This window comes from Desulfobulbus elongatus DSM 2908, assembly GCF_000621145.1.
In the GTDB taxonomy this organism is placed as follows: domain Bacteria; phylum Desulfobacterota; class Desulfobulbia; order Desulfobulbales; family Desulfobulbaceae; genus Desulfobulbus; species Desulfobulbus elongatus.
In genome coordinates this window covers 1-18336 of sequence record NZ_JHZB01000033.1, presented here as the reverse complement: position 1 = coordinate 18336, position 18336 = coordinate 1, and the positions used below count along the sequence as shown (strand labels likewise).

The following is an 18336-nucleotide window of genomic DNA, read 5'->3' as shown; positions in this document are numbered from 1 at the left end:
CGCCTGCGCGGATAACTGCCGGATTCCACAGGAGCAACTTGCCGCGAACCGCCGCCATTGTCAACCCCGGAGTGCAGGAGGGACGGGGTCAGGAGGCGGGAGGCCTGATCCGGCCACCCTGGATCATCTCGGCAAGCTCCTCCATCTTGCGTCGGTAGCAGTCGGGACAGATGCCATGGCTCAGGTCGCTGCCGGTGGCCTTGCTGACAAACTGCTCGATGCTGATCCAGCGCACCTCGCCGTTTTCGTCGGGCTCGCTGTCGCGCACCTTCTTGCATTCGCTGCAGATGGACAGCATCGATTCATAGAGCCGGACCTTCTGCCGCAGGCTGCGGCCGGCAAGCGATTTGGCCACGCGCAGCATGAGTTCGTCGTGGTTGTAGGGTTTGAGCAGGTAGTCGTCCGCTCCCAGGCGGAGCGCCTCGATCGCCGAATGCAGTTCGCCGTATCCCGTCAGGATGAAGACGATCTGGTCGGGGCACTTGTTCTTGGCCCGGCGCAGCACCTCCATGCCGTCGATCCCCTCCATGATCAGGTCGGTGACGATCAGGTCGTATTCCTTTTCCAGCCGCGCGCACGCCTCCTCGCCATTGGCGGCCAGTTCGACGGCATAGCCCATGTCCAGGAGATCGAGGCGGAGATTTTCCCGGATCAGCTCTTCATCGTCGACAATCAGAATGGATGTTTGGTGCGGCATGGCTGTTTTCCCTGGTGTTCGCCCCCGATTCCGGCGGGCAGAATCACGGTGAAGGTTGTCCCCTGTCCCGGAGGCGAGGCGACCTCGATGTCGCCGCCATGGGCCTTGACGATGCCGTGGGACACGGACAGGCCGAGTCCGGTTTCCCTGGCGGCGCCCTTGCAGGCGAGGACGGGGTCGAACAGGCAGGCCAGCCGTTCCTCGCCGATGCCGTTGCCGGTATCGGCGAGGACAATCCGGACAGTGTCCCCTGTCCGGTCTGTCCCGATCCGAATCTCGCCGCCGCCCTCGGGCAGGGTTTCGCCGCTGCTCCTGATCAGATGGAGCAGCACCTGCTTGATCTGGCTTTCGCACCCGTGCAGAATCAGGGGATCGCCGCCGAAATCCCTGCGCACCACCGCTTTTCGCTTCCTGAGAGAGGGAGTGAGCAGCAGCAGCACCGAATCGATGGCACGGTGGAGGTCGAAGGGAGCGCGCTCGTCGGAAATCGGCGGATCGGCCCGCTGCAGGTCCCGGATCAAACCGCTCATGCGGTCGCAATTCTCAATCGCCAGCCGCAGCAGGTCGCGGTCGGTCGCTGCGGCCGCCTTTCTCGTCATCCGCTCAAGCACCGAGCGGATCCCGCACAGGGGATTGTTGAACTCATGGGCGAGGGAGGCCGCCAGCGCGCCGATGGCGCCCAGCCGTTCCGCCTGGGCGGGTTGCCGGCGGATCGTCTGCACCCCGGCCGACACTCCGACCGGCTCAAGGCTGTCAGCAACGGCGACAGCGGTGCCGCCGAAAATGAGGAGGCGCACGGTTCCCTGCACGCCGGCCACGCGCTTTCCCTCGTACCAGGGGGTGGCGTGGATCCTGACCCGGACCGGCTTGCCGGTGCCGAGGCCGATATGCAGGACGAGTTCGATGGCGCGCGCGCCGTTCAGCAGCAGATCGACCGCCTGCCGGGCCTGCGCCCGTTCGTCGGCACGGATGAAATCGAGATAATGGCGGCCGGTGATCGCCGCCGGCTCCAAGCCGGGGAACATCCGGCCGGAAGGAAGGAGCGCGGCCACCTGCCCCGTCCGATCCAGGCGGACCATGAGAGTGGGGGCGGCCGTGGGGCGGGGCGGATCGCCAAGCCCCGGTCGTTGCCCTGTTCGCCGTTCCAGTCCGTCCGTGACCATGCGTCCCCCAGCCCTCCATCCCGTGTCCATGGATGCCGGCATGTCCCGCATGCGGCACCGCACCCCGAACAACCTGTTTCTTATAGCAGACATCGCGGTGAACATCACGGAAAAACAACGAAAAAGAAACGACCAATAGACAATCGGCCGTTTTCCGTTGGGGCACAATGATTTTCCGGCACCATCCCACTCCGCTCTTCGGCGCCCTGCTCCGGACCGCCACGACCCGGTGGGCGCCGCCCCGCACAAAGGGACTGCAAAACCCCGTGCCATCGGGTATAGATCGTCCAGGGCCGGCGAAAAACGGAGCCGGCGATTGAAACCCGCGGAGGCGGGGGATCGGCACCGGAGACAACAGGCGGCAGCCATGTGGAAAAAACGACCGGCTCTTGAAGAAATGCAGGCGGCCTGCGCCTCGACCCTGGTGGCGAGCCTGGGAATCGAATTCACGGCCCTGGGCGAGGATTTCGTCGAAGCGCGGATGCCGGTGGACGAGCGGACCATGCAGCCCATGGGATTGCTGCACGGCGGCGCCTCGGCCGCCCTGGCCGAAACCCTGGGCGGTGCCGGCGCCTATCTCAGCGTCGACGAGGGCACGGTCTGCGTCGGCCTGGAGATCAACGCCAACCATGTCCGGCCCGCCGGCCCCGGCTGGGTCGTCGGTCGGGCCACAGCCCTGCATATCGGCCGGACCACCCAGGTCTGGCAGATCCTGATCCGCGACGCGACCGGGCGCCTGGTCTGCGTGTCCCGGCTGACCGTGGCCGTGCGGACACCATCGGACCTGGCCCCGACGGAACCGGCGCTCTTCGGTGGTGCCGCCGAGACAGGATCGACAGGAGGACACCGGGCATGAAGGCGCTTTCCCTCGTCCTGCCCCTCCTCCTCGCGGCGACGGCCGCCTGGGCCGGAGGCATTCCGGCCACCCCGCTCATGACCCTCTACCGGTTCAACGGTGCCCTCGATATCCCCTACTACGACCTCGCCGGCTTCCCCCGCTCCGGCCCGGCCGCGCCGGCCGGCACTTTGGCGCAGGGCACCTCCGTCGTGCCCTGCCTGGCCATACGCGGCGGCCAGCCGCTCACCGACGCCGAGGGCGTGCCCTATGTCGGCTTTCAGGTGATTGTCGATGCCCGGACCGCCACGCCGGCGGCAACGGCGCGGTACGCCCAGGTCGCCAGGGAACGGCAGGCGCTGCGGGTGGCCAACCACCACTGCGATGCCGGCGTCCGCTACGTGCTCGATGTCCGCAACCTGTACGCCATGGACAAACCGCCCGCCTTCGATCCGCCTCGTCCCGCGGCGGCCGCCCACGCCGTGCCGCAACCGCAGGGTGAACTGGACCGCATCGTCCGCGCCTTCCACAACTCCTCCGTCTGCGAGGGCGTCAACCAGCGCCTGACCGGGCGGCCCGCCGCCCTGCAGGCCGCCTGGGACCGTTTCATCGGCGCCTCCCGGCAAACATGGTCCGAGGAATCGCTGCAACGCGCCAGACACCTGGATTACACCATGCGCACCGCCATCTTCGAGGCCCATCTGGACCGCGGCTGCACGCCCTACGGCGCCTGCGAACGCAATATCGTCGCCCTGTCGATCCGCAACCGCGCCCTCGAATCCTGTATCCGCAGCCAGGGCTGCAGCGCGCCCGGCGATTTCCAGGGAGTCGCGACCAAGGTTTCCCAATACAACATCTGGGACGAGTACCTCGCCCAGATTTCCGGGCTGACCTCGTGTTTTTTGCGCACCGACCTGGCCGCCGGGGAGAGCGCCGCCGCCCGGAATGCCCGGAAGCTGCACGACATGTACAGCCAGAATCTCGCCGACGTGCAGCGCATCCTTTTCGGCACCGACCGAGATCTCGCCACCGTCTTCCCGGGCAATGCGCTGGCCGATCTCAAAGGGCTGAAGCACTACTACCATGCGCCGGCAATGGGCAAATGCTTTCCCCAATACGACCGCATCGAGTACATCTCCGGGGCTGTTGCCCGGAGAGGCAACGATTTCGCCCTGATCGCCAATACGCGCATTCAGGTGGGCCAACGAACGGACGGCGGTTATTTCTTCCGCCATCTCATCGTGCGGGAGGAGTCGGCCAAAGATGTGGTCACCATCGCCGACAGCTATCCCGGCTTTGCCATCGACTCCAGACGGATCACCCTCGGGGGGACGCCGAGCCGGTGCGTGCCCTACGGCGTTCCGGGCGGCTGCGCCTTCGACGAGGTCGGCCGTTATCGCCGCACCCCCACCTGGGTCAATGCCGGCAAGCCGCTCGCCGTGGTCTGCCGGGCCGCGAACCGGGGGGAACAGTGCCAGGGAGGAGAACAGATGCAAACGGTGCGGGTCGGCGCGGTCTGCGACACCCAGATGCGGCCCTTCACCGGCATCAAATAAACGGTCCCGGCGCGGACCGGAGCGGCCGTCTCAAAAGACGGCCCACACCGTGCCGCCATTGCCACCGTTTCCCGACAACACTGCAAAAATTGTCCGGACGGGCGAACTTTCCTGGTAAACCGCGAGACTTCTGCTGTATTCTTTTTCAAGACGGTGCAACCAGCGTACATTTCCGGCCGCAACCCCATGGCTTCCGGCGAGTTTTTTTGACGGCAGACGGACCGGACCCGGCGGGCAAAGCCCGATTCCACCACCCGTGCGCATGGGGCCCGCCCCACGGAGGGGCCGGCGACAAACGAACCGTCGACGAACAAGCCAACAAGCCCAGCAGCAACTCGTCGGGAGGAAGCAATGTATAACGCACAACAACCTGCCGCCCGGTCGCGGCAGGACCACCGGATCGCGCATCTGGCGGCCGCCACACTTCTTATCGTTGCGACTTGCTTGACCGGTGGCTGCCGGAAGGAGGAACGGCCAGCCGGAGCCCTGGTTCCGACGGTGGAAACCGTCACCGTTGCCCAGCAGGACGTGCCGGTGAAAAGGGAATGGGTCGGCGTGCTCGACGGCCTGGTCAACGCCACCATCCGGCCCCAGGTCTCGGGCTATCTCGTGCGCCAGAATTACAGAGAGGGCGAGGCGGTGCGCAAGGGCCAGGTCCTGTTCGAGATCGATCCCCGCCCCTTCCAGGCGTCCCTGAACAAGGCCAAGGCCCAGCTTTCCCAGCAGATGGCCCGCCATGAGAACGCCAGGGCCAATCTGGCCCGGGTCCGGCCGCTGGCCGAGAAGAACGCGGTCAGCCAGAAGGATCTCGACGATGCCGTGGGCTTCGAGCTCTCGGCACGCGCCGAGGTCGAGGCGGCGCAGGCGGCGGTGGAGGAGGCGCAGCTCAATCTGGGTTTCACCAGGATCGCCTCGCCGGTGGACGGTATCGCCGGTATTGCCAAGACTCAACTGGGCGATCTGGTGGGGCCGGGCATGCAGGAAGAGTTGACTTCGGTGTCCACCCTCGATCCGATCAAGGTCTACATCAATATCAGCGAACGGGAATACCTGACCGCCGCCGAGGCCGGCGAACAGGGGGAGCAATTGCCCCTGGAGCTGATCCTCGCCGACGGCAGCCTCTATCCCCATGCCGGCCGCTTCGCCGTCATGGACCGGCAGATCGATCCCACCACCGGCACCATGAAGATCGGCGCCCTCTTCGCCAACAAGGGCAACAAACTGCGGCCCGGCCAGTACGGCCGCATCCGGGCCACGGTCCAGGTGCGGCGGGGCGCCCTGCTGGTGCCGCAGCGGGCGGTGACCGAGATCCAGGGCCGGTACATGGTGGCCGTGGTCGGCGCCGACGACACCATCGCCATCCGGCCGGTGCAGGCGGGCGCCCGGATCGGTGCCGACTGGATCATCGACAAGGGCCTCGACCCCGGCGAGCAGGTGGTGGTCGAGGGCATCCAGAAAGTGCGGGCCGGCATGCGCGTGCAACCCAGGCCGTTCGCGCCGGCAGCCCGCCCCGCCGCTGCCGCGCCGGCGAAAGGGTGAGGCGCCATGGCCCGATTCTTCATCAATCGGCCCATTGTGGCCATGGTGCTGTCGCTCCTCATGGTCATCGCCGGCCTCGTCGCCATGACCGGCCTGCCCACCGCCCAATTCCCCGATATCGTCCCTCCGGAGATCAAGGTCTCCGCCAGCTATACCGGCGCCGACGCGCTGACCCTGGAGCAGGCCGTGGCCACCCCCATCGAGCAGGAGATGTCGGGCGTGGACAACATGAACTACATGTACTCCATCAACGCCAACAACGGCGACACCAAGCTGACGGTCAATTTCGACATCAAGACCGACACCAACACCGACCAGTTGCTGGCCCAGATGCGCAAAGGCCAGGCCGAATCGCAACTGCCCGCCGATGTCCGCAATTACGGTGTCAAAGTGGAGAAATCCACTGCTTCTCCCTTGATCATGTTCGGCCTCTATTCGCCGAACGGCACCTACGACAACGTCTTTCTCGCCAATTACTGTTACATCAACATCAACGACCAGATGACCCGACTCAAGGGCATCGCCGGCGTCACCATCTTCGGGGCCGGCAAGTACGCCATGCGGCTCTGGGTCAAACCCGATCAACTGGCCAAGCTCAACATCACCATTCCCGAGATCGTCAACGCGATCAATGCGCAGAACACGGTCAACCCGGCGGGCCAGGTCGGGGCGGAACCGGTGCCGGCCGGCCAGGAATTCACCTACGCGGTTCGGGCCCAGGGCCGGCTCCAGTCCGAGGAGGATTTCGGCCGGGTGGTGCTGCGCGCCAATCCGGACGGCTCCATCGTCCGGGTCAGCGACGTGGCCCGGATCGAGCTGGGGGCCCAGACCTACAGCATAGAAGGCCGCCTCAACGGCAAGCCCAGCGCCGTGATCGCCGTCTACCAGATGCCGGGCAGCAACGCGGTTGAGGCTGCCGACGGCGCCAGGCGGCTGATGGCGGATTTGAAAAAGCGGTTCCCGCCCGACCTCGATTACGTGGTCAGCCTCGACACCACCCTGGCGGTCACCGAGGGCATCAAGGAGATCGAGCACACCCTGTTCGAGGCCCTGGCGCTGGTCATCGTCGTGGTGTTCGTCTTCCTCCAGGGCTGGCGGGCCACCCTGATCCCGCTGCTGGCCGTGCCGGTGTCCCTGGTGGGCACCTTCATGTTCTTTCCCCTGTTCGGTTTTTCGATCAACACCCTGTCGCTCTTCGGCCTGGTGCTGGCCATCGGCCTGGTGGTCGACGACGCCATCGTCGTGGTCGAGGCCGTGGAACACCACATCGAGCAGGGGCTCTCCCCCAAGGAGGCGACCTTCAAGGCCATGGAGGAGGTGTCCGGCCCGGTCATCGCCATTGCCATCATCCTGGCGGCGGTGTTCGTGCCCACGGCCTTCATTCCCGGCATCACCGGGCGGCTCTACCAGCAGTTCGCCCTGACCATCGCCCTGTCGGTGCTCATCTCCGCCGGCAACGCCCTGACCCTGTCGCCCGCCCTCTGTGCCCTGCTGCTCAAGCCCAAGGCCAGGACGCACGGGCCACTGCAGCGATTCTACGACTGGTTCAACCGGCTGTTCGGCCGCGCCACCGACGGCTATGTCGGCCTCTGCCGGATAGCGGTGCGCAAGAGCGCCGTCAGCCTGCTGTTCCTGGCCGGGATGGTGGCGCTGACCGGCGTCTTCGGCACGACGGTGCCCTCCGGATTTCTCCCGGAGGAGGACCAGGGCTATATCTTCGCCGGCATCCAGCTGCCGGACGCCGCCTCCCTGCAGCGGACTCGCGAGGTCGCCGAGCAGGCCGAACAACTGATCATGGCCACGCCGGGAGTGCGGCACTGCACCTCGGTCATCGGCTACTCCATGCTGAGCCAGGTGGCCAACACCTACAGCGCCTTTTTCTTCATCACCCTGGAAGACTGGGCGGCGCGCACGCACCCCGACACCCGCTACGAGACGATCAAGCAGACGATCAACGCGCGGCTGGCCGGGCTCAGCGGCGCCGTCGGCTTCGCCTTCTCGCCGCCGGCCATTCCCGGCATCGGCACCTCGGGCGGGGTCACCTTCGTCCTGGAGGACCGGGCGGGCAAGGATCTCGACTTTCTGGCCACCAATGTGAACACCTTCATCGAGGCCGCCAGGAAGCGACCCGAACTGGCCGGAGTCACCACGACCTTCCGGCCGACCGTTCCCCAGCTGTATGTCGATGTCGACCAGGACAAGGTGCTGAAACAGGGCGTCAACGTCAACGATGTCTACAAGACCCTGCAAAGCTTCATGGGCAGCGGTTTTATCAACTACTTCAACAAGTTCGGCCGACAATGGCAGGTGTTCATCCAGGCGGAGGGGGATTTCCGCACCAACATCGACACCATCGGCCAGTTTTACGTGCGCAACCAGGAGGGCAAGGCCGTGCCGCTCTCGGCCCTGACCACGGTGAAACACATCGCCGGGCCGGAGTTCACCATGCGCTACAACCTCTACCGGTCCGCGCAGATCAACGCCAGCGCCGCCCCTGGCTTCAGTTCCGCCCAGGCGATGCAGGCGCTGGAAGAGGTGTTCGCCGAAACCATGCCCTCGGAGATGGGGTACGACTACATGGGCATGAGCTTCCAGGAATGGCAGGCGCAGCAGGGGGTTTCGCCGGCGGTGATCTTCGGGTTCTCGCTGTTGTGCGTCTTTCTGATCCTGGCCGCCCTGTACGAGAGCTGGTCCCTGCCCTTTTCCGTTCTGCTGGGCACGCCGGTTGCGGTGGCCGGCGCGTTCGCGGCGCTCTTTTTCAGGGGCCAGGAAAACAACGTCTATGCCCAGATCGGGCTGGTGATGCTGATCGGCCTTTCCGCCAAGAACGCCATCCTCATCGTCGAGTTCGCCAAAATGGAATACGAGAAGGGGCGGCCGCTCATCGAGGCCACCCTGGAGGGCGCCCGGCTGCGGCTGCGGCCCATTCTCATGACCTCCTTCGCCTTCATCCTCGGCTGCGTGCCGCTGGCCGTCGCCTCGGGCGCGGGCGCGATCTCACGCCAGGTCATGGGCAACGCGGTCATCGGCGGCATGCTTGCCGCTACCTGCATCGGCATTTTCCTCATTCCGGTGACCTTCTATGTGGTCGGTCGCCTGAGCCGTCCGAAGAAACCTGCGGACGCCGCGGCCGCAAGCGGACCAGCCTTCCCCGGCGGCCGGGACGGCAAAGAGGAGGACCACCATGCGTAAACTCCGGCTTCTTTTCTTCGTGCTGACAATGGTCCTGAGCGGAGCCGGCGGCTGCACCGTCGGCCCCGACTACAAGCGGCCGGAGGTGGCGGTCCCCGCGGATTGGCGCGTGCAGGAACACGAAGCGCGGGAGGTGGCCGACACCGACTGGTGGCTCCAGTTCGGCGATCCGGTGCTCGACGGATTGATCGCCACCGCCTTGCGGGAAAACAAGGACCTGCTCATCGCCGCGGCCCGTATCGAGGAATTCGCGGGCCGCTACGGCATTGTCCGAGCCGACCTCTTTCCCCAGGTGGGCGCCACCGGCGAATACAGCCGGCAGCGGGTGACCGAAACCGGCGACAACAGGTTGGCTGCCAGCTACAAGACGACCACCGACTCCTTTTCCGCCACCCTCAACGCCGGTTGGGAAATCGACCTGTGGGGCCGCATCCGCCGCAGCACCGAGGCCGCCAGGGCGCAACTGCTCGCCAGCGAAGAGGGCAGAAGGGCGGTCATTCTCTCCCTGGTCGGTACGGTCGCCAGCGCCTACATCAACCTCCGCGACCTCGACCGGCAACTCGAAATAAGCCGGAATACCGCCAAAAGCCGGGGGGAATCCTACGCCCTGTTCCAGGAACGGTTCGCCGGCGGCATCATCTCCGATCTCGAACTCAGCCAGAACCGGTCGCAATACGAGGAGGCCCTGGCCGCCATTCCTCCCCTGGAGCAGGCTATCGCCCAGCAGGAAAACGGCCTGAGTGTGCTGCTCGGCCGCAATCCCGGCGCGATCGTCCGGGGAAAGTCCATCGATCAGTTGGCCCTGCCCGCCGTTGTCGCCGGCCTGCCTTCGGATCTGCTCGAACGCCGGCCGGACATCCGCCAGGCCGTACAGAACCTGATCGCGGCCAATGCCCAGATCGGCGTGGCCAAGGCGGCCTATTTCCCCGCCATTTCCCTCACCGGCGCCTTGGGCTCGGCCAGCGGCGACCTCAGCGATCTGTTCAAGGGGCCCTCGCGCATCTGGCAGTACAGCGTCCCGGTGACCATGCCCATTTTCACCGCCGGCAGAATCGCCGGCAGCGTGCGGGAAGCCGAGGCCATCCAGCGGCAGGCCCTGCTCGAATACCAGCAGGCGGTCCAGAACGGCTTCCGCGAAGTCAACGACGCTCTCGCAGCGCAACAGCAAACCGGCAGGCAACTGACCGTGCAGAAGAGCCGGGTCGAATCCCTGCGCCAATATGCCGACATCGCCCGCCTGCGCTACGACAACGGCTACACCGATTACCTGACCGTGCTCGACGCCGAGCGCAACCTCTTCAATGCCGAACTGGCCTATACCCAGACGCAGGGGGCGCTGCACCTGGCCCGGATCGGCTTGTACAAGGCCATGGGAGGCGGTTGGATCGAGAAGGCGGCCGAGGCTTCCCTGCCCCGGCCCGCGGATACGGCACCGGAGGGACGGCGGACAGGTGAAGCCGGTTCGGACAGCCGTTCGGGTTCGGGCAGGTAAGCCCTTTTTTGCAGCAGGCCGCCGTTGCCGCTCTGTCTGGATCAAGAAAAACGCCATTCGATCAATTTTGGGAGACGATGAAAATCATGACCATAAAGCAAATTTTGATGACAGGATTGCTGGTGCTCACCTGCGGCATGCTTGCTGGCTGCGCTTCCGCACCGAAGGGAGCCCCTTCCGGTTTTCTGGGAAATTATCCGCAATTCCAGCCGGGGCCGCCCGACGGGGTCGATCAGATCTCTATCAAGCCGGGGATGGACCTGAGCACATACCGCCGGGTGATGGTCGACGAGGTGCAGTTCTACCTGAAGGAAGGAGCGGCCGCACAGGGCCTTCAAGCCAGCGAGCTGCAAGAACTGGCCGATACCTTTCACCGTGCCGTCTTCGAGGCCCTGGGAACAAACTATCCCCTGGTCACAGAGCCGGGCCCGGATGTGCTGCGCATTCGCCTGGCAATCACCGACATCGAAACGAGCAGACCGGCCATGAACGGCATCGCTACGGTGCTGCCGGTGGGGCTAGCGGTCAGTGTCGCCAAGAAGGCGGCCACCGGCGCCTATACCGGGGTCGGGGGAGCGAGCATGGAGGTTGAATTTCTCGATTCCCTGACCAATGAACGTTTAGCCGCCGCCATCGATACCTTCAACGGTTCGAAAATGAGCGGTTTCAGCAAGCTCGGGGCCACCAAGGAAGCGTTCGAGTTTTGGGCCGAACGGCTGCGGATCACCCTGGACAGGGCTCACGGCGGCACGGCTCGGTAAGCGGGCGGCATTCTCCAACAGGGTATTGGCAGCGCCCCTGCTTTCTGGTACATATTCCCTGCTAAGACCAAGATGTTCCCCGCATGGCGAAGCACCGCCGTGGACCGGCCGCCGCACCGGTCCGCGGGGCGGGCGCCAATGACCATGCCGCATACCCGATAGGCTAAGCCGCCTGCCGAAAACGATCCGTTTTTCTGTTTCCATGACCCCAGATCCCAGCATGCGCGGCCCGCAGTCCCAGCCGCAGCCGCCCGGCCAATCCGGGCCTGCCGGTGCCGATGCGCCGCAGTCCCCCCGGGTTCCGGCCCGCCTCGTCGCCTGCCCCGATTGCGACCTGCTGCACAAACTTACGCCGCACGAGCCGGCCACCCTGCTCTGCAGCCGCTGCGGGGCGGTGCTGCATCGCCACAAACCCGACAGCGTCGCCCGTTCCCTGGCCCTCACCCTGACGGCGCTGATCCTGTTTGTCCTCTCCAACAGCTTTCCGTTCCTGGCGATCAAAAGCGGCGGCCTTGTCCAGGAAACCACGCTGCTCACCGGCATCCGCGAACTGTGGAAGCAGGAATTGCAGGGGCTGTCCTGTCTCGTGCTGTTCACCTGCGTGCTGGTGCCGCTGGTGCAGATGATCGGCCTGCTCTACATCCTGGCGCCGCTGCAGTGGGGCCGGCGGCCGGCCCTCCATGCCGCCCGCGTTTTCCGCCTGGTCCAGGAGGTGGCGCCCTGGGGGATGATGGAGGTGTTCATGATCGGCATCCTGGTCGCCCTGGTCAAACTGGGCCACATGGCGACCATCGTCCCCGGCGTGTCGGTCTTTTCCTTCGGCGTTCTGATCTTCGTCATGGCCGGAGCCTATTCGAGCCTCGATGCGCCCCTGCTCTGGGACCGCCTGGACCTGCGCCGATGAATGTCCGCCCCTCCACCGCCCGGCAACTGGGCCTGGTCAATTGCCACGACTGCCATCTCCTGGTCGACGCGGACCAGGCACGCACCCACGCGCGCTGCCCACGTTGCGGCGCCCGCCTGCACCTGCGCAAGCCCAACAGCCTGGCCCGCACCTGGGCCCTGGTCTGGGCGGCCATCGTCCTCATCGTGCCGGCCAATGTCCTGCCGATCACCGTCACCATCACGCTGGGGGCCAAGCAGGCCGACACCATCATGAGTGGGGTCATCTATTTCATGCAGACCGGCTCCTGGGAGATCGCGGTGGTGATCTTCGTCGCCAGCATCTTCGTGCCGTTCGCCAAACTGTCGATCCTGATCTTTCTCCTGCTGAGCGTGCGGTTCCGCTCCGCCTGGCGGCCGAAGGACCGGACCACCCTCTACCGTCTGACCGAACTGGTCGGCCGCTGGTCCATGGTCGATATCTATGTGGTCACCATCCTGGTGGCCCTGGTCAAGCTCGGCGCCGTCGCCGCCATCGAGGCGGGGCCGGCGGCCGTCTATTTTGCCGCGGTGGTGGTGCTGACCATGTTCGCCGCTGAAAGTTTCGACCCGCGATTGATGTGGGATGTTGTCGAGGAGGATGTATGAGTGACGGCGCACAGCTTGAGCCTCATGCCGCGGCCGCGACCGCGCAGGGCAAACGGCGCTTTTCCATTGTCTGGATCGTGCCCCTGGTGGCCCTGGCGATCGGCGGCTGGCTCGCGTTCAAGGCCATCAGGGAAAAAGGGCCGACCATAACCATCGCCTTTGCCACCGCCGACGGCCTGGAGGCCGGCAAGACCAAGATCAAGTTCAAGGATGTCGAAATCGGCCAGGTCGAGTCCATCGCCCTGAACGACGACGCCTCCACAGTGGTGGTCACCGCCAAGATGGTCAAGGGCAGCGAGCCCTATCTGACCGACCAGGTCAAATTCTGGGTGGTCCGGCCGCGCATCAGCGGCGGTTCGGTTTCCGGCCTGAGCACGATGCTTTCCGGCGCCTACATCGGCATCGACGGCAACAGGGCAGGCTCCCCGAGCCGGCATTTCACCGGCCTGGAAGTGCCGCCGGTGGTGACCGTCGGCCAACCGGGGCGGCATTTCGTCCTCCAGGCCGAGGCGCTGGGCTCCCTCGACATCGGCGCGCCGGTCTATTACCGGCAGATCCAGGTGGGACAGGTGGTGGGCTACGGCTTTGACCGGGAAGGCAAGGCGGTCAACATCAAGATTTTCGTCGAGGCGCCGCACCACGTCCGGGTAACCGAAAACACCCGCTTCTGGAACGCCAGCGGCTTCGATGTCACCCTCAACGCCCAGGGACTCAAGGTCGAGACCCAATCCATGGTCTCGATTCTCACCGGCGGGATCGCCTTCGATCTTCCCGAGGAGACTCAGCCGGGCGAGGCGGCCGGGGAAAACGCCCTCTTTTACCTCTATGCCGATCACAACGCCAGCCAGGAAAAAAAATACACGCTCCGCAACTATTACGTGCTCCTGTTCGACGAATCGGTGCGCGGGCTCAGCATCGGCGCCCCGGTCGAACTCTATGGCATCAAACTGGGTGAAGTGGTCGACCTCAAACTGGAATTCGATGCCGACAAGAGAAAGTTCACGGTCCCGGTGACCGTGGCCGTGGAACCGGAACGGTTGGGCATAACCCAGGTAGAACGGGCCAGGAAAATATTTGAGAACGATCCCGACGCCCTGACCAAGGTGCTGGTGGAGGAGCAGGGATTGCGGGCGCAGTTGCAGAGCGCCAACCTCCTGACCGGCCAGTTGATGGTCAACCTGGTGTTCGTCCCGGACGCCCCCAAGGCGACACTGTCCATGCGCAACGGCGTCCAGGTGATCCCGACCGTTCCGGGGTCCTTCGAGCGGTTGCAGGAAGGGCTGAGCAAAATTGTCGCCAACCTCGAGAAGGTCAAATTCGACCAAGTCAGCGGCGAGCTGCAACACACCCTGAAGGAGGCGAAGAGTGCGGCGGCGGAGATCGGTGGGTTGGCGAAAAAACTGAATGCCGAGACCATGCCCGGTCTGCAGGCGACCCTCGTCGAGTTGCAGAAGACCCTGGTGGAGGTGCAGCAGGGCGTGGGCAAGGACTCGCCCCTGAACTATTCCGCCACCAAGACATTGGAAGAGCTGTCCCTGACCCTGCGCGCCCTGCGCGAACTGGCCAACACCCTGGACAGCCAGCCGCAATCGATTCTGTTTGGCAAGGAGAAGAAAACCGGTGAATAAAGTGCCTTTCATCCTCGTCTGCCTGCTTCTGACCGGACCGGTTCTGCTGCCCCTGGCGGGATGCGGTCCCGCCTCGCCACAGATACATCACAGCCTGTATGCCCCCGACCTTGTGCCGCACCCCGCCCCTTCCTCCGGCCGCATGGCGATCCTGGTCGGGCCGGTGACGATTCCCGACCTGCTCAAGACATCCCAAATCGTGACCGGCGGCGCGGGGGGCCGCTACCAGTTGAGCGACCGGCACCGGTGGGCGGGCGAACTCGACCGCGATCTCGCCCGCGCCATCGGCGAACAACTGGCCGGCAAGCTGGGAACGGAACAGGTGGCCATCTATCCCGTTAGACAGCCCCTGAAGCCGACCCACCAGATCATCCTCGACGTTTTGGCCATGGAAGGGACATTGGGCAAGGAAGCCACCCTGGCCGTCCGCTGGTCCCTGGTCGACCCCGACAGCAGGACGACCCGGCTCACGCGCCGCACCGTACTGCACGAACAGTCTGCCGATAGCAGCTACGACGCCTGGATCGCGGCCCAGCAGCGCAACATCGGCCGGCTTGGCGAAGAAATCGCGGCGGCCATTGCAGGAAGCAAGTGATATTCTGGCGGTATCGGGCCAACACCGCCCCAGCCCCCAAGGAAACGGCTTTTCAACCTTCGACAAGGCTGATGGCGCACCCTTTCCATGTGTACGTGCCCGCGCGGTTGGTTTCACCCAAGTCGCATGGACAGCTCGACATCTTCGGCGAACGGTGTAGATAAGTAGCCCTCTGCGGGCGAGCGCACGCGCGCCAGGTAACTGGGGCTATAGTCGGCGTCGTCGGCGATGATGAGCGCTCCCGGCCTGAGGCGGCTTTCCACCAGGCTCAGGATCGCGGGATAGAGCGCCTTGGCGCCGTCGAGCAGCAGCAGGTCGATGGTTTCGGGGAGATCGATGCCCAGCGTCTGCAGAGCGTCTCCTTCCCTAATTTCCACCAGATCGATAAGCCCGCCGGCCACCATGTTTTCCCGAGCCCGCGCCACCTTGGCGGACTCGAACTCGCTGGTGATCAGACGGCCGCCGCCATTGTCCCGCAAAGCTGCAGCGAGGTGCAGCGTCGAGATGCCGAACGAGGTCCCGAATTCAACAATCGTCCGCGCGCCGCAGCCCCGCGCCAGCATGTAGAGCAACGCGCCTGTCTCGCGCGAAACAGCAAGCGGAACATCCCGCAGTCGTCCGTAAAAATCAAGGTACGCTGTTTTGCTGCGCATCAGGCGCGCCTGCTCTTCTTCGGAGAGATCGGCCATTGCCGCGGTCACTGCCGCCGAGGCAGCATCGTCCTCTGCAAACAGGCGCTCGAGCAGCGGAGCGAGAGGGGCGGTGGTCAAGGTAGTCATATAAGCCTCCGGTTTAAGGTTGATTCCATCTTTATGCCGGAATAAAATACGACGAATTATTCATGTTTACAATTCGCATTGCAGCCCCTGCCCATGACCGACCGCCGAACTATCCAGATTTCCTTACGAAAACAGCCCAAACAAACCCGCTCTACCGAGCTTGTCGCCATAATTCTGGAGGCTGCTGTTCAGGTTTTGGCAAAGGAAGGGGCGCAACGCTTCACCACGGCGCGAGTGGCCGAAAAAGCGGGCATCAGCGTCGGATCGCTCTATCAGTATTTTCCGAACAAAGCGGCGATCCTGTTTAGGCTCCAGAGCGACGAATGGCGGCAAACGACCGAATTGCTGCGCGGCATCCTCGAGGACGTCCGCAAACCGCCGCTTGATCGGTTGCGTACCTTGGTCCACGCCTTCATCCGCTCGGAATGCGAGGAGGCCGGGATACGTGTGGCGCTCAATGACGCCGCCCCGCTCTATCGTGACGCGCCCGAGGCGCAGGAAGCGAAAGCGACAGGAAACCGCATTGTCCGGGCCTTCATGCAGGAGGCATTGCCCCATGCCTCAGAGGCTGCTCGAGCATTGGTTGGCGATTTGATGACCACGACGCTCAGCACGGTGGGGAAACATTTTTCGGAAAGCCCCCGCACCTCCGCTGAGATCGAAGCCTACGCCGACGCCATGGCGGATATGTTCTGCACTTACCTCAAGAGCCACGAACTGGGTTGAGACAAGTCCCAAAGCCGTAAGATTGGAGGGACAGCATACTGAACAATGCGCTGTCCGGATTCATTGGACTGAATGCGAAATGAAAAAAGCATCTACCGATTTCTCGATAGATGCTTGAATGTATTTGTGGCTGGGGGACAGGGATTCGAACCCCGATAAGCGGAGTCAGAGTTAACCCCTCGTCCCTCCTGATTAAACAGCCGCCCACACCCGGAAAGTCATGGCTCTTTGCGTTTTATGGACGCAACCCGTGTCAGGTGTTTTTTATCGTATGAAAAAATCTCAGTGACTTTATGACGATCCATGACCGCCACAATATAGCCATCGATGAAATCGATGTTCCGCTCCATATACTGTTCAATCGCTTTTTCCACTAAGGGGCCGTTAATGACCTCAAGACCAGGCGTGGCCAGGATGGCTTTGACCATCGGCCCGATGGCGCTATTACCCAATTTGTAGAAGGATTCGAGAACCCAGACAACCTCAGCGATGACCATTTCTGTAGTCATCAACCGCTCTTTTCCTCTAGCTGCGAGATCCAGAAGTTTTTCCACTCTGTCGGCTTTGGCCGGATCATCGTTGGTGAGATACCGAATAAAAATATTTGCATCGAGGAAACTCACGTTCATGACATTTCCTCAATAGTCCGGCGGCTAACTGCTTCCTTGGCGGCCTGCCGTTCTTTTTCTGGGTCTCCGGTTCCGGTCACCGAACCGCGAAAGTCCCGAAGGGTTTTCACGGGAACGAGAACGATTTTGTCACCTTCGATGACGAAATCAACCCTGTCGTTGGTGCAAAGACCATATTTTTTACGAATTGAAACTGGAATCGTAACTTGACCTTTGGTGGTTATCGTTGAGATCATTTCCTACCTCCTGTTCAATGGCTTACCATTAAGATATAGTAAGAAATGCCAGATGTCAAGCATCCCACAATGCCTAGTCGCGGAAATGCGGCAAGGTTGGCAACTCTATTGGCAACGGCATACCACACGTTGGTGGGATCCAGGGCGCTGGTCAGCAGGCTCTATTCGACTATGGACTGCGGCGCCAGTCGGAGTTATCATTTTTACTTTATATCATTTAATTTCAATATGTTATACGGAATATATTTGACAATATGTCACGGACGTTTCTTGTCACGAAGCCGTCTTGCCTCATCTCCAACGAAATCGCGGGAAACATTTGTATAGATTTTGTTCGTCATCTCAATACTGGAATGGCCAAGTATTCGCTGCAGCGCATGAGGATTCATACCGTTTTCTGCTGCCAAGGTGGCAAAAGTATGGCGCAAGAGATGATGATTTACCTCACGGGTAAACCCAGCTTTCTTTGCCGCCCTCTTTAGCGGTTTCCATATGGTCGCATAGGGTAACCCTGTTTTTGGATTTACCACCAATGGCCCGTCAACCCTCTCGGACAATACCGACTTCAGCACCTCCTCAAATTGGTCAGACATAAACGGTACCATCCGGTATTTGCTCCCCTTCCCTTTCACCCTGATACCTAGTTCAGTGAAAAAACATCTACAAAATCAACGCAAAGTTAAAATCAACATATTGAAATTTCAGTAAAAATATTGCAATATCCGCCTGTCCTAAAAACTCACTTGGCAGGTGAAATTATGAAGCGGTTTATCCTTGAGCAAAGCAACGACGAATTCTACACCAGCCACTCCGGCTTGGCCTTGGTTGGCGCGTGCATCAATCGCTACAGTGGCCTGGGTCGAACTCTTGGCAGGGTGGCCCAAGGGAGCGATCACATTGCCGAGATCGACGTTATCCGCAGTTACCTCGGTCTGCTGTGTCTTGGGAAGAGCGATTATCAGGCCGTCACCGCCAAGC

General features: G+C 63.0%; 17 protein-coding genes and 1 pseudogene. 12 read left to right on the top strand and 6 right to left on the bottom strand.

Translation table 11 applies throughout. The annotated features are described in order from the left end of the window. Positions 1 to 88 precede the first annotated feature (88 nt). A complete protein-coding gene (locus tag Q362_RS20835) occupies positions 89 to 697 on the bottom strand; it encodes a response regulator (protein WP_084312778.1) in 609 nt (202 codons plus the stop codon). Continuing rightward, the gene (locus tag Q362_RS22370) at positions 673 to 1860 is read right to left on the bottom strand and encodes a sensor histidine kinase (RefSeq protein WP_169737436.1); all 1188 of its coding nucleotides are present in this window, start codon (positions 1858 to 1860) and stop codon (positions 673 to 675) included. Before Q362_RS22370 ends, Q362_RS20835 begins: the two co-directional genes overlap by 25 nt. 367 nt (positions 1861 to 2227) lie before the next feature. On the opposite strand from Q362_RS22370, the gene Q362_RS20825 reads away from it, so the two are divergent. The 10 genes from Q362_RS20825 to Q362_RS0114085 all read left to right on the top strand — a co-directional run bounded on the left by Q362_RS20825 (position 2228) and on the right by Q362_RS0114085 (position 14988). Next, a complete protein-coding gene (locus Q362_RS20825) occupies positions 2228 to 2716 on the top strand; it encodes a hotdog fold thioesterase (RefSeq protein ID WP_084312774.1) in 489 nt (162 codons plus the stop codon). Then, the gene (locus Q362_RS0114125; protein WP_028319219.1) at positions 2713 to 4251 is read left to right on the top strand and encodes a hypothetical protein; all 1539 of its coding nucleotides are present in this window, start codon (positions 2713 to 2715) and stop codon (positions 4249 to 4251) included. The genes Q362_RS20825 and Q362_RS0114125 overlap by 4 nt, the downstream gene beginning before the upstream one ends. Before the next feature lie 351 nt (positions 4252 to 4602). Further along, the gene (locus Q362_RS20820) at positions 4603 to 5790 is read left to right on the top strand and encodes an efflux RND transporter periplasmic adaptor subunit (RefSeq protein WP_084312772.1); all 1188 of its coding nucleotides are present in this window, start codon (positions 4603 to 4605) and stop codon (positions 5788 to 5790) included. A gap of 6 nt (positions 5791 to 5796) precedes the next feature. After that, a complete protein-coding gene (locus Q362_RS20815) occupies positions 5797 to 8982 on the top strand; it encodes an efflux RND transporter permease subunit (RefSeq protein ID WP_035216858.1) in 3186 nt (1061 codons plus the stop codon). Next, positions 8975 to 10474 carry an efflux transporter outer membrane subunit gene (locus Q362_RS20810; protein ID WP_084312770.1) on the top strand — a complete coding sequence of 500 codons (1500 nt, stop codon included), beginning with the start codon at positions 8975 to 8977 and terminating at the stop codon, positions 10472 to 10474. The genes Q362_RS20815 and Q362_RS20810 overlap by 8 nt, the downstream gene beginning before the upstream one ends. Before the next feature lie 8 nt (positions 10475 to 10482). After that, positions 10483 to 11235 carry a DUF3313 domain-containing protein gene (locus Q362_RS0114105; RefSeq protein ID WP_245590239.1) on the top strand — a complete coding sequence of 251 codons (753 nt, stop codon included), beginning with the start codon at positions 10483 to 10485 and terminating at the stop codon, positions 11233 to 11235. Positions 11236 to 11455: 220 nt separating this feature from the next. Beyond that, the gene (locus Q362_RS0114100; protein WP_084312768.1) at positions 11456 to 12139 is read left to right on the top strand and encodes a paraquat-inducible protein A; all 684 of its coding nucleotides are present in this window, start codon (positions 11456 to 11458) and stop codon (positions 12137 to 12139) included. Beyond that, on the top strand, positions 12136 to 12765 hold the full coding sequence (locus tag Q362_RS0114095) for a paraquat-inducible protein A (RefSeq protein ID WP_028319216.1): 630 nt from the start codon (positions 12136 to 12138) through the stop codon (positions 12763 to 12765). Before Q362_RS0114100 ends, Q362_RS0114095 begins: the two co-directional genes overlap by 4 nt. Beyond that, a complete protein-coding gene (locus Q362_RS0114090) occupies positions 12762 to 14393 on the top strand; it encodes a PqiB family protein (protein ID WP_028319215.1) in 1632 nt (543 codons plus the stop codon). The genes Q362_RS0114095 and Q362_RS0114090 overlap by 4 nt, the downstream gene beginning before the upstream one ends. Beyond that, positions 14386 to 14988 carry a PqiC family protein gene (locus tag Q362_RS0114085; protein ID WP_028319214.1) on the top strand — a complete coding sequence of 201 codons (603 nt, stop codon included), beginning with the start codon at positions 14386 to 14388 and terminating at the stop codon, positions 14986 to 14988. Before Q362_RS0114090 ends, Q362_RS0114085 begins: the two co-directional genes overlap by 8 nt. 113 nt (positions 14989 to 15101) lie before the next feature. Here Q362_RS0114085 and Q362_RS0114080 read toward each other — a convergent pair whose 3' ends face one another. After that, complete coding sequence (locus Q362_RS0114080) at positions 15102 to 15767, bottom strand: O-methyltransferase (protein WP_028319213.1); 666 nt, start codon at positions 15765 to 15767, stop codon at positions 15102 to 15104. A 93-nt stretch (positions 15768 to 15860) separates the two neighbouring features. On the opposite strand from Q362_RS0114080, the gene Q362_RS0114075 reads away from it, so the two are divergent. Further along, positions 15861 to 16493 (top strand): TetR/AcrR family transcriptional regulator, encoded by a 633-nt coding sequence (locus Q362_RS0114075; protein ID WP_028319212.1) that lies wholly within the window; start codon positions 15861 to 15863, stop codon positions 16491 to 16493. Positions 16494 to 16711: 218 nt separating this feature from the next. Here the strand turns inward: Q362_RS0114075 and Q362_RS0114070 are convergent, their stop codons facing one another. The 3 genes from Q362_RS0114070 to Q362_RS22945 form a co-directional block, all read right to left on the bottom strand. After that, positions 16712 to 17122, bottom strand: coding sequence for a type II toxin-antitoxin system VapC family toxin (locus Q362_RS0114070; protein WP_028319211.1), 411 nt, complete (start codon positions 17120 to 17122; stop codon positions 16712 to 16714). Then, positions 17119 to 17358 (bottom strand): AbrB/MazE/SpoVT family DNA-binding domain-containing protein, encoded by a 240-nt coding sequence (locus tag Q362_RS0114065; protein WP_028319210.1) that lies wholly within the window; start codon positions 17356 to 17358, stop codon positions 17119 to 17121. The genes Q362_RS0114070 and Q362_RS0114065 overlap by 4 nt, the downstream gene beginning before the upstream one ends. 257 nt (positions 17359 to 17615) lie before the next feature. Then, positions 17616 to 17990, bottom strand: a complete 375-nt coding sequence (locus tag Q362_RS22945; protein ID WP_281172893.1) for a tyrosine-type recombinase/integrase — start codon at positions 17988 to 17990, stop codon at positions 17616 to 17618. 126 nt (positions 17991 to 18116) lie between these two features. Between Q362_RS22945 and Q362_RS25015 the strand changes: the two are divergent. Beyond that, positions 18117 to 18336, top strand: a pseudogene (locus tag Q362_RS25015) (IS1380 family transposase); the annotation flags it as partial.

Coding starts and splice junctions, on each gene's coding strand:
- Q362_RS20835 (WP_084312778.1), bottom strand. CDS start 697: ATGCCGCACCAAACATCCATTCTGATTGTCGACGATGAAGAGCTGATC.
- Q362_RS22370 (WP_169737436.1), bottom strand. CDS start 1,860: ATGGTCACGGACGGACTGGAACGGCGAACAGGGCAACGACCGGGGCTT.
- Q362_RS20825 (WP_084312774.1), top strand. CDS start 2,228: ATGTGGAAAAAACGACCGGCTCTTGAAGAAATGCAGGCGGCCTGCGCC.
- Q362_RS0114125 (WP_028319219.1), top strand. CDS start 2,713: ATGAAGGCGCTTTCCCTCGTCCTGCCCCTCCTCCTCGCGGCGACGGCC.
- Q362_RS20820 (WP_084312772.1), top strand. CDS start 4,603: ATGTATAACGCACAACAACCTGCCGCCCGGTCGCGGCAGGACCACCGG.
- Q362_RS20815 (WP_035216858.1), top strand. CDS start 5,797: ATGGCCCGATTCTTCATCAATCGGCCCATTGTGGCCATGGTGCTGTCG.
- Q362_RS20810 (WP_084312770.1), top strand. CDS start 8,975: ATGCGTAAACTCCGGCTTCTTTTCTTCGTGCTGACAATGGTCCTGAGC.
- Q362_RS0114100 (WP_084312768.1), top strand. CDS start 11,456: ATGCGCGGCCCGCAGTCCCAGCCGCAGCCGCCCGGCCAATCCGGGCCT.
- Q362_RS0114095 (WP_028319216.1), top strand. CDS start 12,136: ATGAATGTCCGCCCCTCCACCGCCCGGCAACTGGGCCTGGTCAATTGC.
- Q362_RS0114090 (WP_028319215.1), top strand. CDS start 12,762: ATGAGTGACGGCGCACAGCTTGAGCCTCATGCCGCGGCCGCGACCGCG.
- Q362_RS0114080 (WP_028319213.1), bottom strand. CDS start 15,767: ATGACTACCTTGACCACCGCCCCTCTCGCTCCGCTGCTCGAGCGCCTG.
- Q362_RS0114075 (WP_028319212.1), top strand. CDS start 15,861: ATGACCGACCGCCGAACTATCCAGATTTCCTTACGAAAACAGCCCAAA.
- Q362_RS0114070 (WP_028319211.1), bottom strand. CDS start 17,122: ATGAACGTGAGTTTCCTCGATGCAAATATTTTTATTCGGTATCTCACC.
- Q362_RS0114065 (WP_028319210.1), bottom strand. CDS start 17,358: ATGATCTCAACGATAACCACCAAAGGTCAAGTTACGATTCCAGTTTCA.